The organism is Streptomyces sp. LZ34, from assembly GCF_053890475.1.
Map to the genome: position 1 here is coordinate 10,111,379 of NZ_CM132680.1, position 13,534 is coordinate 10,124,912.

Genomic DNA, 13,534 nt, shown 5'->3' on the forward strand with positions numbered 1-13,534 from the left:
CCGGCTCGGGACCTGGGCAGGACGAGACAGCGCCGAGGGCCGTATCCCGCACCGCCAGGAGGCGGCGGGGGATACGGCCCTCGGCCTTACGTTCGTCGGTGTGTGCAGCCGCGCCTTGAAGCGAAGCGGAGGGCTTGCGCGCTACTGCGCGCCGGGGCGCACCAGCCCGCTCTCATACGCGTAGACGGCGGCCTGCACCCGGTCCCGCAGCCCCAGCTTCGTCAGCACATGCCCCACGTGGGTCTTCACCGTCGTCTCGCTGACGAACAGGTCCGCTGCGATCTCCGCGTTGGACAGCCCCTTGGCGACCAGCTTGAGGACCTCCACCTCGCGCTCGGTGAGGGTGTGCAGGGTGTCCGGCACCGGCTCCTCGCCGGACGGCAGATGCCCGGCGTACTTGTCGAGCAGCCGCCGCGTGATGCTCGGCGCCAGCATCGCCTCGCCCGCCGCCACCACCCGGATCGCCTGCACCAGCTCATGGGCGGGCGCGTCCTTGAGCAGAAAGCCGCTGGCCCCCGCGCGCAGCGCCTCCACCACGTACTCGTCCAGATCGAAGGTGGTCAGCACCAGCACCTTGGCCGGACCGTCCCGGCCCGGGCCGGTGATCTGCCGGGTCGCCTCCACGCCGTCCATCCGCGGCATGCGGATGTCCATCAGCACCACGTCCGGCTGCAGCGCCCGCACCTGGTCCAGGGCCTGCAGGCCGTCCCCCGCCTCGCCGACGACCGCGAGATCCTGCTCGGCCTCGAGAATCATCCGGAAGCCGGTGCGCAGCAGCGGCTGGTCGTCGACCAGTAGGACGCGGATAGCCACAGGTTCTCCTTCGCTGGACCGCTAGACCTGCCCCATTCTGCCGGACTGCGCGGGCACGGTGGCCGGCGGATAAGGCGGGGGAGTCCCACCGAATTCCGGGCAATGCGCCTGATGGTCGCACCAGCCGCACAGCTTGGTCCGGCGCGGCAGGAAGACGCCGGTCTCCATCGCCTGCGAGATCGCCTCCCACAGGGCCCGCACCTTGCGCTCCACGCCCAGCAGATCCGACTCGCCCGGGTCGTACGTCAGCACATCGCCGCTGCCCAGATAGACCAGCTGCAGCCGGCGCGGCACCGCCCCCCGCAGCCGCCACAGCACCAGGGCGTAGAACTTCATCTGGAACAGCGCGTCCGCCGCGTACCGCGGCGCGGGCGCCTTGCCGGTCTTGTAGTCGACGATCCGCACCTCGCCGCTCGGCGCGACGTCCACCCGGTCGATATAGCCGCGCAGCGTCAGCCCGGACTCCAGCCGCGTCTCCACATACAGCTCCCGCTCGGCGGGCTCCAGACGCGTCGGGTCCTCCAGCGAGAACCACTGCTCGACCAGCCGCTCGGCATCCGCCAGCCACCGCTCCAGCCGCTCCGGGTCCTCGGTGCCGTCCTCCGTACGGAACAGCTCCGCCAGCTCCGGCCGCGCCTTCAGCAGCCGCTCCCACTCGCCCGGCACCATCGAGCGGGCCCGCGGGGCGGTGCGCTCGGCGGCCGGGGTGTCGAACAGTCGCTCGAGCACCGCGTGCACCACCGTGCCCCGGGTGGCGGCGGCGCTCGGCTTCTCCGGCAGTTTGTCGATCACTCGGAAGCGGTACAGCAACGGACACTGCATGAAGTCCGCCGCGCGCGACGGCGACAAGGACGGCGTGGACCGTGACAAGCTGCGCGCGGACGGCGGCACAACGGAGGGCGGGCCGGACTGCGGCGTCCGATCGGCCCGTTCGGCCTTCCCGGTGGAGGTTCCCATGGCGCAGACCCTACGGCCCGCCACCGACAGCCGGACGCATACCATCGACGTCCGAGGTCCTCGCACTGCATGATCGTGGGGACCATACCGAAGAAGGGGTGCGAACGACGCATCCGACGAGGGGACACCGTGGACAACAGCGGGCAGCGGCAGTCCGACAACGGGGGATCGGACCGCACGACCGAGCCCGAGGGCGAGAAGCCACAGCGCCCCCGTGAGGTGGGCGGCGGTTTCCTGATGGGCCGGCCGTTCGGTGTGCCGGTATACGTCTCGCCCAGCTGGTTCCTGGTCGCCGCGCTCATCACCTGGGTCTTCGGCGGCCAGCTGGAGCGGGTGCTGCCGGAGCTGGGCGCCGCGCGCTACATCGTCTCGCTCTTCTTCGCGGTGGCCTTCTACGCCTCCGTGCTGGTCCACGAGCTCGCCCACACCGTCGCGGCGCTGCGCTTCAAGCTCCCGGTGCGCCGGATCCAGCTGCAGTTCTTCGGGGGCGTCTCGGAGATCGAGAAGGAGTCCGAGACGCCCGGCCGGGAGTTCGTCCTGGCCTTCGTCGGCCCGCTGCTCTCCCTGATCCTCTCCGGCCTGTTCTACCTCGGCATGCTGGTGGTGGAGCCGGGCACGGTGCCCGGGGTGCTGCTGGCCGGGCTGATGATCTCCAACCTCATCGTGGCCGCCTTCAACCTGCTGCCCGGCCTCCCCCTGGACGGCGGCCGGATGCTGCGGGCCGTCGTCTGGAAGATCAGCGGCAAGCCCATGACGGGCACGATCGCCGCGGCCTGGACCGGCCGGGCGCTCGCGGTCGCGGTGCTGGTGGGCCTGCCGCTGGCCACCCAGACCGGCGGGTTCGGGGCCGACGCGGAGGGCTTCGGCAGCGTCGACTCGCTGACCGACGCGCTGCTCGCCGCCATACTCGCCGCGATCATCTGGACCGGCGCCGGGAACAGCCTGCGCATGGCCCGGCTGCGTGAGCGCCTCCCGGACCTGCGGGCCCGTACGCTCACCCGGCGTGCCGTCCCGGTCGCGGCGGACACCCCCCTCTCGGAGGCGCTGCGCCGCGCGAACGAGGCCGGGGCGCGCGCCCTCGTCGTGGTCGACGGCCAGGGTGCGCCCACCGCCGTGGTGCGCGAGGCGGCCATCGTCGGGATCCCCGAGCACCGCCGCCCCTGGGTTGCCGTCAGCGGCCTCGCCCAGGACCTCAAGGAGGGCATGCGGGTCTCCGCCGAGCTCACCGGCGAGGAACTGCTGGACACCCTGCGTGCCACCCCGGCCACCGAGTACCTGGTGGTCGAGGAGACCGGGGAGATCTACGGCGTCCTGTCGACGGCCGACGTCGAGCGCGCCTTCGTGGCGGCCATGGCCAGAACGACGACGTCATCCTGAGGCTCGCTTGCCTCCGGGCGCTCGCCTGGGGGCCGGCGTAAGGCCCGGCGGTCAGCGCGTCCTCGCAGGCCCGGTAGGCTGGCCGCATGTCCGAACCGACCGGTGCCGCCCGCCGTCGCGGGCCCTTCCAAGTCGGGGACCAGGTCCAGCTCACCGACCCCAAGGGACGCCACTACACCTTCACGCTCGAGGCCGGGAAGAACTTCCACACCCACAAGGGTTCCTTCCCCCACGACGAGCTGATCGGTGCCCCCGAGGGAACCGTCGTGCGCACCACGGGAAACGTCGCGTACCTCGCGCTGCGCCCCCTGCTCCCCGACTATGTCCTGTCCATGCCACGCGGTGCCGCCGTGGTCTACCCCAAGGACGCGGGGCAGATCCTGGCGATGGCCGACATCTTCCCCGGCGCACGCGTCGTCGAGGCGGGCGTCGGCTCGGGGTCGCTCAGCACGTTCCTGCTGCGCGCCATCGGTGACCAGGGCATGCTGCACTCCTACGAGCGCCGGGCCGACTTCGCCGAGATCGCCCAGCAGAACGTCGAGCGCTACTTCGGAGCCCCGCACCCCGCCTGGCAGCTCACCGTCGGCGACCTTCAGGACAACCTCTCCGACACCGACGTCGACCGCGTCATCCTGGACATGCTGGCCCCCTGGGAGTGCCTTGGGCCCGTCTCCAAGGCACTCGTCCCCGGCGGCATCCTGTGCGCGTACGTCGCCACCACCACGCAGCTGGCCCGCACCGTCGAGGCCATCCGCGAGCACGGCACCTTCAACGAGCCCGCGGCCTGGGAGACCATGGTCCGCACCTGGCACGTCGAGGGCCTGGCGGTGCGGCCCGACCACCGCATGATCGGGCACACCGGCTTCCTGCTCACCGCCCGCCGCCTCGCGGACGGCGTGGAGCCCCCGCTGCGCCGCCGCAGGCCCGCCAAGGGCGCCTACGGCGAGGACTACGCGGGCTGGGGCAGCGGCGGCGGGGCGGCCGGGGACTCGGGAACGGGCGGCCGGGGCGCCGAGGGCCCCCGGAACGGCTCGGCCGACGGCGGCTGACCCGAGCCCGTACCGAGGCCCCGTACCCGGTGCCTCGTGGCGACTCCCACGTCAACACCTGGACGCGGCCACCGACTTCCCCGGTTTTCTGCCGGAGTTCCGGTCGGAATTCCGGAGGGGAGGCGGTGGCCGCGCCGTGTGAGATGTGGCACGATGCGGGGCACCCCCTGACGCCACCGCTCTCACAGGAGTCACGCCGCGTGCTGCCTCTGGGCCAGGACCTCCCGCACACCCACCCCCGGCCGGTGCACTGGCTCGCGACAGCGGCCGCCCTCGCCGCCGTCGTCGCCGGGGCGGCGGTGCTCCAGCCCTCCGACGCCAAGGCCACGACCGACACCACCACGGCCTCCGCGCCGGAGTCGCGCGCCCCGGGCGCCCCGGTTGTCAGAGCCCCGGACCCCACCGCCGCGGACTACCCGGTGGACTGCGGCCCGGAGAAGCCGGACGTCACGGACCGCGCCTCGGGCGATCTGGACGGTGACGGGCGGCCGGAGACGGTGGCCGTGGTGCGCTGCCACTCCGAGACCGGCACCCCGCCCAGCGGTATCTATGTGCTGACTCAGCCGGACAGCGAGCCCGGCGGCAAGGGAGCCGGCGAGGGAAGCGGCGGGGGCCCGGGGCGGCCGCGGATCGTCGCCACCTTCCTGGACCCCAAGGAAGGCATGAGCATCAAGGATTTCGCGCTGCGCGGAACCAAGGTTTCGGCCACTCTGCTCGGATACTCCTCGGAGCAGGTACCGCGCTGCTGCCCGGACCTCCAGCGCAAGGTCAACTGGCAGTGGAAGGACGGCAAGTTCGTACTCAAGGCGCTGCCGGTCGCGGGCAGTGTCTGACCCGTCACGCCGGGACGCGGCGCGGCGGACCGCTGGGCCGACGCGGGCCGCGGTGCGGCGTGCGGTCAGTCGGCGTCGGGGCCGTACACCTCCACCTGGTCGGATACCCGCCGTACATGGATGCAATCGCCGGGACACTCCTTGGCGGAGTCCGCGACCTCGGTGAGCAGGGGCAGCGGGACGCGCGTCGTCGCGCCCTTGTCCTGCAGCAATTCGTCGTCGGCGCTCTTGACGTAAGCTAGACCGTCGATGTCGAGTTCGAAGATCTCGGGTGCGTACTGGGCGCAGATGCCGTCGCCCGTGCACAGATCCTGGTCGATCCAGACCTCAAGATCACCGAGCTCTTCGTTCCGTACCGTCACGATCTGCCGTCCCCTGATACATGATTCAACATTGACTAAATAGCGCCAGCCTTGGCGGGTGTTGACCATCTCGACGATACAACCGGTCGCTTTCCGATGTTGTTGGGTGGGTATTCACCTGGCGTGAGGGAGTGCGCAAGGGTGAAGATCGGACACACGCCGACCGGGTTTGTGATCTAGGGGTTTCAACCCGCACCTGCCCAGGTAGGGTCAGGAAGCGTCCAGCTCCCCTTGGAGGAGGTGAGGACCGTGGCAGCCCACGACGACGACATCAACCGCGGCATCCGGCCGGGGCGGGGGTCTGACGACCCAGCCGGCCAGGTTGCCTATCTCGAGCAGGAAATCGCCGTCCTGCGACGCAAGCTCGCCGACTCTCCGCGGCACACGAGGATTCTCGAAGAGCGGATCGTCGAGCTGCAGACAAACCTGGCGGGCGTGTCCGCGCAGAACGAGCGGCTCGCCAACACGCTCCGTGAGGCCCGCGACCAGATCGTGGCCCTCAAGGAGGAGGTCGACCGGCTCGCGCAGCCGCCGGCCGGCTTCGGGGTGTTTCTGCAGGCGAACGAGGACGGCACGGCCGACATCTTCACCGGAGGCCGGAAACTCCGGGTGAACGTCAGCCCGAGCGTCGAGCTCGAGGACCTCCGGCGCGGCCAGGAGGTCATGCTCAACGAGGCGCTCAATGTGGTCGAGGCCATGGCGTACGAGCGCGCCGGGGACATCGTCACCCTCAAGGAAATCCTTGAGGACGGCGAGCGCGCCCTGGTGATCGGGCACACCGACGAGGAGCGTGTGGTGCGGCTCGCCGAGCCGCTGCTGGACATCACCATCCGCCCCGGTGACGCCCTGCTGCTCGAGCCCCGCTCCGGCTACGTCTACGAGGTCGTGCCCAAGAGCGAGGTCGAAGAGCTCGTCCTCGAAGAGGTCCCGGACATCGACTACACCAAGATCGGCGGCCTGGGCAACCAGATCGAGCTGATCAGGGACGCGGTCGAGCTCCCGTACCTCTACCCCGACCTGTTTAAGGAGCACGAACTGCGGCCGCCCAAGGGCGTGCTGCTGTACGGCCCGCCCGGCTGCGGCAAGACGCTGATCGCCAAGGCCGTGGCCAACTCCCTTGCCAAGAAGGTCGCCGAGGTGACCGGGAAGCCCGCGGGGAAGAGCTTCTTCCTCAACATCAAGGGCCCCGAGCTGCTGAACAAGTACGTCGGCGAGACGGAGCGGCACATCCGGCTGGTCTTCCAGCGGGCGCGGGAGAAGGCCAGCGACGGCACGCCCGTCATCGTCTTCTTCGACGAGATGGACTCCCTCTTCCGGACCCGCGGCTCCGGCGTCAGCTCGGACGTGGAGAACACCATCGTCCCCCAGCTGCTCTCCGAGATCGACGGTGTCGAGGGCCTGGAAAATGTGATCGTCATCGGCGCCTCCAACCGCGAGGACATGATCGACCCGGCGATCCTGCGCCCCGGCCGCCTCGATGTGAAGATCAAGATCGAGCGTCCGGACGCCGAGGCCGCGAAGGACATCTTCTCGAAGTACCTGACGGAGACCCTGCCGATCCACGCGGACGACCTCGCCGAGCACAGCGGGTCCCCCAAGGCCGCGATCGGCGGCATGATCCAGTCGGTCGTCGAGCAGATGTACACCGAGTCCGAGGAGAACCGCTTCCTGGAGGTCACCTACGCCAACGGTGACAAGGAAGTCCTCTACTTCAAGGACTTCAACTCCGGCGCCATGATCCAGAACATCGTGGACCGGGCCAAGAAGATGGCCATCAAGGACTTCCTGGACCACAGCCAGAAGGGCCTTCGCGTCTCCCACCTGCTCGCCGCCTGCGTGGATGAGTTCAAGGAGAACGAGGACCTGCCGAACACCACGAACCCCGACGACTGGGCCCGTATCTCCGGCAAGAAGGGCGAGCGGATCGTCTACATCCGCACCCTGGTCACCGGAAAGCAGGGCGCGGACACGGGACGCTCCATCGACACGGTGGCGAACACCGGTCAGTACCTGTAACACCGCTGTCCGGCTGCGGATGTCCTGGACGGGGCATCCGCAGCCGGATGCGCTTTTCGGACCGTGATTTCGGATGTGTATTTCGGACCTGCCAGCACAGCGAGCGGGCACCTACGAGCCGGACCGGAGCAATGACTGAAATGATCGCCTCGGAGCCGCGCAGCGGCTCTAGGCTCTGCGGTACCGCGGCGTCGCGGTGCGGGGGATCGGGGGCCGCGCACGGACCGGAAGCACAGCGGTACTTGAGCGCCGACCCCGCCCGGGGACGGCGCCGGGCAAGGAGGGCCGCATGACCGTACGGCGAGTAATGGGGATCGAGACGGAGTACGGGATCTCCGTCCCGGGCCACCCGAACGCCAATGCCATGCTCACCTCATCCCAGGTCGTCAACGCGTACGCGGCGGCGATGCACCGGGCGCGCCGCGCCCGCTGGGACTTCGAGGAGGAGAACCCGCTGCGGGACGCCCGCGGCTTCGACCTCGCCCGCGAGTCCGCGGACGCCAGCCAGCTCACGGACGAGGACATCGGCCTGGCCAATGTGATCCTCACCAACGGTGCGCGGCTCTACGTCGACCACGCACACCCCGAGTACTCCGCCCCCGAGGTGACCAACCCCAGGGACGCGGTGCTCTGGGACAAGGCGGGCGAGCGCATCATGGCCGAGGCGGCCCTGCGCGCCGGCCAGCTGCCCGGAGCCCAGCCGATCCACCTCTACAAGAACAACACCGACAACAAGGGCGCCTCCTACGGCACGCATGAGAACTACCTGATGAAGCGGGAGACCGCCTTCTCGGACATCGTGCGCCACCTGACCCCCTTCTTCGTCTCCCGGCAGGTCGTCACCGGGGCCGGCCGCGTGGGCCTGGGCCAGGACGGCCACGAGCACGGCTTCCAGATCAGCCAGCGGGCCGACTACTTCGAGGTCGAGGTGGGCCTGGAGACCACCCTCAAGCGCCCCATCATCAACACCCGCGACGAGCCTCACGCCGACGCCGAGAAGTACCGGCGGCTGCACGTGATCATCGGTGACGCCAACCTCTCCGAGATCTCGACCTACCTCAAGCTCGGCACCACCTCCCTGGTGCTGTCCATGATCGAGGACGGCTTCATCGCCGTGGACCTCGCCGTGGACCAGCCGGTGCGCACCCTGCACCAGGTCTCGCACGACCCGACGCTGCGCCGCCTGGTCACGCTGCGCAGCGGCCGCACACTCACCGCGGTGCAGCTCCAGATGGAGTACTTCGAGCTGGCCCGCAAGTACGTCGAGGACCGCTTCGGCGCCGACGCCGACGAGCAGACCCGGGATGTGCTCACCCGCTGGGAAGATGTCCTGAACCGCCTGGAGCGGGACCCGATGAGTCTGTCCGGCGAGCTGGACTGGGTCGCCAAGCGCGAGCTCCTCGAGGGCTACCGGCGCCGTGACGGCCTGGAGTGGGACGCCGCCCGGCTGCACCTGGTGGACCTGCAGTACGCCGACGTGCGCCCCGAGAAGGGGCTCTACAACCGTCTGGTGGCCCGCGGCAAGATGAAGCGGCTGCTGGACGAGGGCGATGTGTCCCGGGCCCGGAGCAAGCCGCCGGAGGACACCAGGGCCTACTTCCGCGGCCGCTGTCTGGAGCAGTACGCCGACGACGTGGCCGCGGCCTCCTGGGACTCGGTGATCTTCGATCTGCCGGGCAGGGACTCCCTGCAGAGGGTCCCCACGCTGGAACCGCTGCGCGGCACCAGGAACCACGTCAAGGAGCTCCTGGACCGGTGCCGCACGGCCGAAGACCTGGTCCGGGTGCTCTCGGGGGGCTGAAATGGGCCGCGGCCGGGAATCATCGAGGTGGCCTCTGTGCGTTGTAACAAGAGCGAGGCCGATGTCGGACCCGGCTTGTAGGGTCTGATCTTGACCGATCGAATCAAGCTGGGGCGAACCGAGCGGGGTGAGGGATATGGCGACCAAGGACACCGGCGGCGGACAGCAGAAGGCGTCGCGCGCGACCGAGGAGGTCGAGGAGCAGGCGCAGGACGCACAGGCAGCAGAGGACCTCAAGGAGCGGCAGGAGAAGCTCTCGGACGACGTCGACTCCGTGCTGGACGAGATCGACGACGTACTCGAAGAGAATGCCGAGGACTTCGTGCGCTCCTTCGTTCAAAAGGGTGGAGAGTGATTTCACCTTCGATTCGAAGGCTGCGATGGCGGGGGGTTGGGGTTGTCCGACAGTGAAGGCGTGAAGCGCTGCTCGAGGTGTAAGCAGTACAAGCCGCGAGCAGCCTTCGCGAGCAACAAGGTGGTGAGGGACGGTCTCCAGGCGTACTGCCGGGAGTGCTCCGCGGCGTACTACCGGAAGCGCCAGGACGCCCGCGGCAGGAAGCCCCGCCCGAGGGTTGCCGCACCAGAAGGGCACAAGTACTGCCAGCGCTGCGGGGAGATCAAGCCGCACTCCGAGTGGGATCGCAACAGAACAGCTTCCGATTGCCTGTCGACGGCCTGCAAGGCCTGCCGGGCAATCGAAGGCCGGGCGCGTCACCTGATGCGCCAGTACGGCATCACCGAAGCTGAGCGTGACGAGATGGTCGCCTCTCAGATGGGGCTCTGCGTGATCTGTCTGAAGGCTCCGGCCATACATGTGGATCACTGCCACAAGACGGGTAAGGTCCGTGGCGTACTGTGCTTCAACTGTAATTCGGCCATCGGCAAGTTGGGAGATGATCCCGACATCGGTCGTCGGGCTGTCGCCTACCTGGAAGGAAACGCGTGGAAGCCAACACTCGTAACACTGGGCGTCTACCAGCTGCCTTCCTGACGCCCGGGTCCTCGTCCTTCATGGACTTCCTCGGCGCGCACTCGCCCGAGCTGCTCCCTGGGAACCGCCCGCTCCCTCCGGTGCAGGGCGCGATCGAGGCCCCCCACGGCACGACGATCGTCACGGCGACCTTTCCCGGCGGCGTGGTGCTCGCCGGTGACCGCCGCGCGACCATGGGCAACCTCATCTCCCAGCGCGACGTCGAGAAGGTCTTCCCCGCCGACGAGTACTCGGCCGTCGGCATCGCGGGCACGCTCGGCTTCGCCGTGGAGATGGTCAAGCTCTTCCAGCTGGAGCTGGAGCACTTCGAGAAGGTCGAAGGCACCATCCTCTCCCTGGAGGGCAAGGCCAACCGGCTGTCGACCATGATCCGCGGCAATCTGGGCATGGCCATGCAGGGCCTGGCCGTCGTCCCGATCTTCGCGGGCTGGGACGTAGACCGCGAGAAGGGCCGCATCTTCTCCTACGATGTGACCGGTGGGCGCTCCGAGGAGCACGGCTTCGCCTCCACCGGCTCCGGCTCGCTGTTCGCCCGCGGCGCGCTCAAGAAGCTGTACCGCGATGACCTGACCGAATCCGAGACCGCCACCGCCGTCATCCAGGCGCTGTACGACGCCGCCGACGAGGACTCCGCGACCGGCGGCCCCGACCTCGGCCGGCGCATCTACCCCATCGTCACGGTCATCACCGAGGACGGCTTCAAGAGGCTCACCGAGGCGGAGGTGTCCGAGATCGCCCGCACCGTCCACGAGCGGCGGCTCGAGCAGCCGGACGGCCCGCGGGCCTCGCTGCTCTGAGGGGACGGTTGACCCGGAATGCATTCGCCATTGACAGAAAGGGACGGATAGCCGGTGACGACGCCGTTCTATGTATCGCCCCAGCAGGCCATGGCCGACCGCGCCGAATACGCCCGCAAGGGCATCGCCCGCGGCCGCAGCGTGGTCGTGCTGCAGTATGCCGACGGCATCCTCTTCGTCGCGGAGAACCCGTCCCGCGCGCTGCACAAGGTCAGCGAGATCTACGACCGGATCGCCTTCGCGGCGGTCGGCAAATACAACGAGTTCGAGAACCTGCGCATCGGCGGGGTCCGCTACGCCGACCTGCGTGGCTACACCTACGACCGCGACGATGTGACCGCCCGTGGCCTCGCCAATGTCTACGCCCAGACGCTCGGCACCATCTTCTCCAGCGCCGCGGAGAAGCCCTATGAAGTCGAGCTGATCGTCGCCGAGGTCGGAGACGGTCCCGAGGACGACCAGATCTACCGGCTGCCGCACGACGGCTCCATCGTCGACGAGCACGGCTCGGTCGCGGTGGGCGGCAACGCCGACCAGATCAGCAGCTATCTCGACCAGCGGCACCGGGACGGCATGACCCTCGCCGAGGCGCTGAAACTGGCCGTCGAGTCCCTCGCCCGGGACAGCAACGGCGGCGAGCGCAGCCTCACCGCCGAGCAGCTCGAGGTCGCGTTGCTGGACCGGACGCGACCGCAGCAGCGGAAGTTCAAGCGGGTGCTGGGCCACCAGCTGACCCGCCTCCTGGAGCAGGAGAGCGCCTCGGACGACTCCGAGACCGAGGCCGAGACCGAGACCGAGACCGAGACCACAGCCGAGGAGTCCTCCGAGACGGAGGAATAACCCTCCCCGCCACCCCCCCACCCGGCGCGCCCCGGCCCCAGCCGAGGCGCGCCATGGCGTCTGCCCTCTCGACGCACCAGAGCCGCCCCGCGCCTTCCCGGAACGGGCCGGAACGGGGGGCAGGCCTCCGGGCCTCGGCCCTGGGTCGTCGGCCGCGTCCCGCGCGCCCGGGCCGGCCCGGGCGGCGGACGCTTCCGCTCCGAGCGGCCCGGATGGGGCGGCCCGCCGCGTGGCGGTGCTGTCGTGGGCAGGCGCGCGGGCTGGTGCGCCTGGGCCCTGTCTCCCCGATATCTGCGGGCCCGCGACGCCCGGCACCGCCCAGCGGTAGCCGGGCGGAGCAGGCCCTAGCGTGGTGGCGGGCCGCTGGAGCCGCGGGGGACGAGTTCCACCGGAAGCGACGTGTCGCGCGCCGGCTCGCCGTCCAGGACCGCCATCAGTGCTCGCATGCCGGCCGCGCCGACCGCCTCCGCCGGCAGCCGTACGGTCGTCAGCTCCGGGTCGACCGCCGTGGCCAGCGCGAGGTCGTCGAAGCCCGTGACCGAGACGTCGTCCGGCACTCGCAGCCCCAGCCGCCGGGCGGCCTTGCAGGCGCCGGCCGCCAGGATGTCGTCGTCGCACACGAGCGCCGTGGGGCGGGGGCCGGGGTGGGTGAGCGCCCGTTCGGCCGCCCGGCGGCCCTCGTCGACTGTCAGGGGGGCCGCCTCGGTGTGCAGGGAGGCGCCCGGGACCGCGCCCACCGCCGCCGCCAGGGCCCGCGCGCGGACCCGGAAGGTCCAGGTGTCCACGGCCGCCGCCACATGGGCGACACGGCGGTGTCCAAGGCCGAGGAGGTGGCCGGCGGCCTGCCGCATGCCGTCGGCGATGTCGAGGTTGACCGTGGCCGCCGCGGCGGCCTCATCGGGAGAGCTGTCGAGCATCACCAGCGGGAGCCCCCCGCCACGCACCGCGGCCAGCGCGCCCGCCGCCATCGAGGAGGCGATCACGCCGTCGAGCGACGCGCGCGCCGAGTCGAAGGGGTCGCGCGCCGGGCCCACCCCCTCCGGGGACGGGTAGAGCACCACGCCGAAGCCGCCCTCGGCGGCCACGCGCGCGGCGCCGGTGTACACCCGGGCGAAGAACTCCGTGGTGAGTGCCGGGACGACGAGCAGTGCGGTCCTGGTCCGGCCGAGGCGCAGGCTGCGCGCCGCGAGGTTCGGGCGGTATCCGAGCTCGTGCGCGGCGGCGCGGACCGCCGCCGCGGTGCGTTCCGACACGCGTCCGGCCCACTTGTCGCCCAGGACCAGCGAGACGGTCGCCTGCGACACTCCGGCGACACGTGCCACGTCCCGGCTGGTCGCCCGAGCTCCCGCCCCCGGTCGGCCCCCGCGCCCCGCACCCGGCCCCCGGCCGGCACCCGTCTCGCGCGCCGTCCGGCTGCCCGTGTAGTCCGTGTCGTCCGCGCCGTCCCGAGCCGGTTCCCGGCCGCCCGCGTCGGCCTCGGTCTCCGCCGTGCCGTGGCTCTTCCCGATGGCCGGGTCCGTGAACGCGCCCATGCCCTCGCCTCGCGCGCCGGGAGCGCGCGCCCCCGGCGTGCGGTCGCCATTCGCGCTCGCCACCATCGCCTCCGCTCGTCACGGTCGCCCACCCGAGGTGGACTGCGGTCGGCAGCCATGGTACGTATAACGGGCGACGTTATACGTAAAACCCCGGGCAGACGCG

Annotated in this window: 13 protein-coding genes; 9 read left to right on the top strand and 4 right to left on the bottom strand. The window is 70.4% G+C overall.

The window, feature by feature from the left end:
* Positions 1-141 precede the first annotated feature (141 nt).
* Positions 142-813 carry a response regulator gene (locus tag ACWY4P_RS43230; protein ID WP_014181038.1) on the bottom strand — a complete coding sequence of 224 codons (672 nt, stop codon included), beginning with the start codon at positions 811-813 and terminating at the stop codon, positions 142-144.
* A gap of 21 nt (positions 814-834) precedes the next feature.
* Complete coding sequence (locus tag ACWY4P_RS43235; RefSeq protein WP_456206298.1) at positions 835-1,815, bottom strand: RecB family exonuclease; 981 nt, start codon at positions 1,813-1,815, stop codon at positions 835-837.
* A 24-nt stretch (positions 1,816-1,839) separates the two neighbouring features.
* Here ACWY4P_RS43235 and ACWY4P_RS43240 point away from each other — a divergent pair, with 24 nt between their 5' ends.
* The 3 genes from ACWY4P_RS43240 (at position 1,840) to ACWY4P_RS43250 (ending at position 5,029) form a co-directional block, all read left to right on the top strand.
* The gene (locus ACWY4P_RS43240; RefSeq protein ID WP_456206299.1) at positions 1,840-3,147 is read left to right on the top strand and encodes a site-2 protease family protein; all 1,308 of its coding nucleotides are present in this window, start codon (positions 1,840-1,842) and stop codon (positions 3,145-3,147) included.
* Between the two features lie 86 nt (positions 3,148-3,233).
* Complete coding sequence (locus ACWY4P_RS43245; protein WP_456206300.1) at positions 3,234-4,196, top strand: tRNA (adenine-N1)-methyltransferase; 963 nt, start codon at positions 3,234-3,236, stop codon at positions 4,194-4,196.
* Positions 4,197-4,396: 200 nt separating this feature from the next.
* Positions 4,397-5,029 carry a hypothetical protein gene (locus tag ACWY4P_RS43250; protein WP_456206301.1) on the top strand — a complete coding sequence of 211 codons (633 nt, stop codon included), beginning with the start codon at positions 4,397-4,399 and terminating at the stop codon, positions 5,027-5,029.
* Positions 5,030-5,094: 65 nt separating this feature from the next.
* On the opposite strand, the gene ACWY4P_RS43255 is transcribed toward ACWY4P_RS43250, so the two are convergent.
* The gene (locus ACWY4P_RS43255) at positions 5,095-5,391 is read right to left on the bottom strand and encodes a ferredoxin (protein WP_456206302.1); all 297 of its coding nucleotides are present in this window, start codon (positions 5,389-5,391) and stop codon (positions 5,095-5,097) included.
* A gap of 249 nt (positions 5,392-5,640) precedes the next feature.
* Here ACWY4P_RS43255 and arc point away from each other — a divergent pair, with 249 nt between their 5' ends.
* The 6 genes from arc (at position 5,641) to prcA (ending at position 11,836) form a co-directional block, all read left to right on the top strand.
* Complete coding sequence (gene arc / locus ACWY4P_RS43260) at positions 5,641-7,407, top strand: proteasome ATPase (RefSeq protein WP_456206303.1); 1,767 nt, start codon at positions 5,641-5,643, stop codon at positions 7,405-7,407.
* A 289-nt stretch (positions 7,408-7,696) separates the two neighbouring features.
* Positions 7,697-9,208, top strand: coding sequence for a depupylase/deamidase Dop (dop, locus tag ACWY4P_RS43265; RefSeq protein ID WP_456206304.1), 1,512 nt, complete (start codon positions 7,697-7,699; stop codon positions 9,206-9,208).
* Between the two features lie 136 nt (positions 9,209-9,344).
* Positions 9,345-9,563 (top strand): ubiquitin-like protein Pup, encoded by a 219-nt coding sequence (locus ACWY4P_RS43270; RefSeq protein WP_319694127.1) that lies wholly within the window; start codon positions 9,345-9,347, stop codon positions 9,561-9,563.
* A gap of 42 nt (positions 9,564-9,605) precedes the next feature.
* Positions 9,606-10,199, top strand: a complete 594-nt coding sequence (locus ACWY4P_RS43275) for an endonuclease VII domain-containing protein (RefSeq protein WP_456206305.1) — start codon at positions 9,606-9,608, stop codon at positions 10,197-10,199.
* The gene (gene prcB / locus ACWY4P_RS43280) at positions 10,151-10,996 is read left to right on the top strand and encodes a proteasome subunit beta (protein ID WP_456206306.1); all 846 of its coding nucleotides are present in this window, start codon (positions 10,151-10,153) and stop codon (positions 10,994-10,996) included. The genes ACWY4P_RS43275 and prcB overlap by 49 nt, the downstream gene beginning before the upstream one ends.
* A gap of 54 nt (positions 10,997-11,050) precedes the next feature.
* Positions 11,051-11,836 (top strand): proteasome subunit alpha, encoded by a 786-nt coding sequence (prcA, locus tag ACWY4P_RS43285; protein ID WP_456206307.1) that lies wholly within the window; start codon positions 11,051-11,053, stop codon positions 11,834-11,836.
* 344 nt (positions 11,837-12,180) lie between these two features.
* Here the strand turns inward: prcA and ACWY4P_RS43290 are convergent, their stop codons facing one another.
* Positions 12,181-13,158 (bottom strand): LacI family DNA-binding transcriptional regulator, encoded by a 978-nt coding sequence (locus tag ACWY4P_RS43290; protein WP_456213258.1) that lies wholly within the window; start codon positions 13,156-13,158, stop codon positions 12,181-12,183.
* Positions 13,159-13,534: the final 376 nt, after the last annotated feature.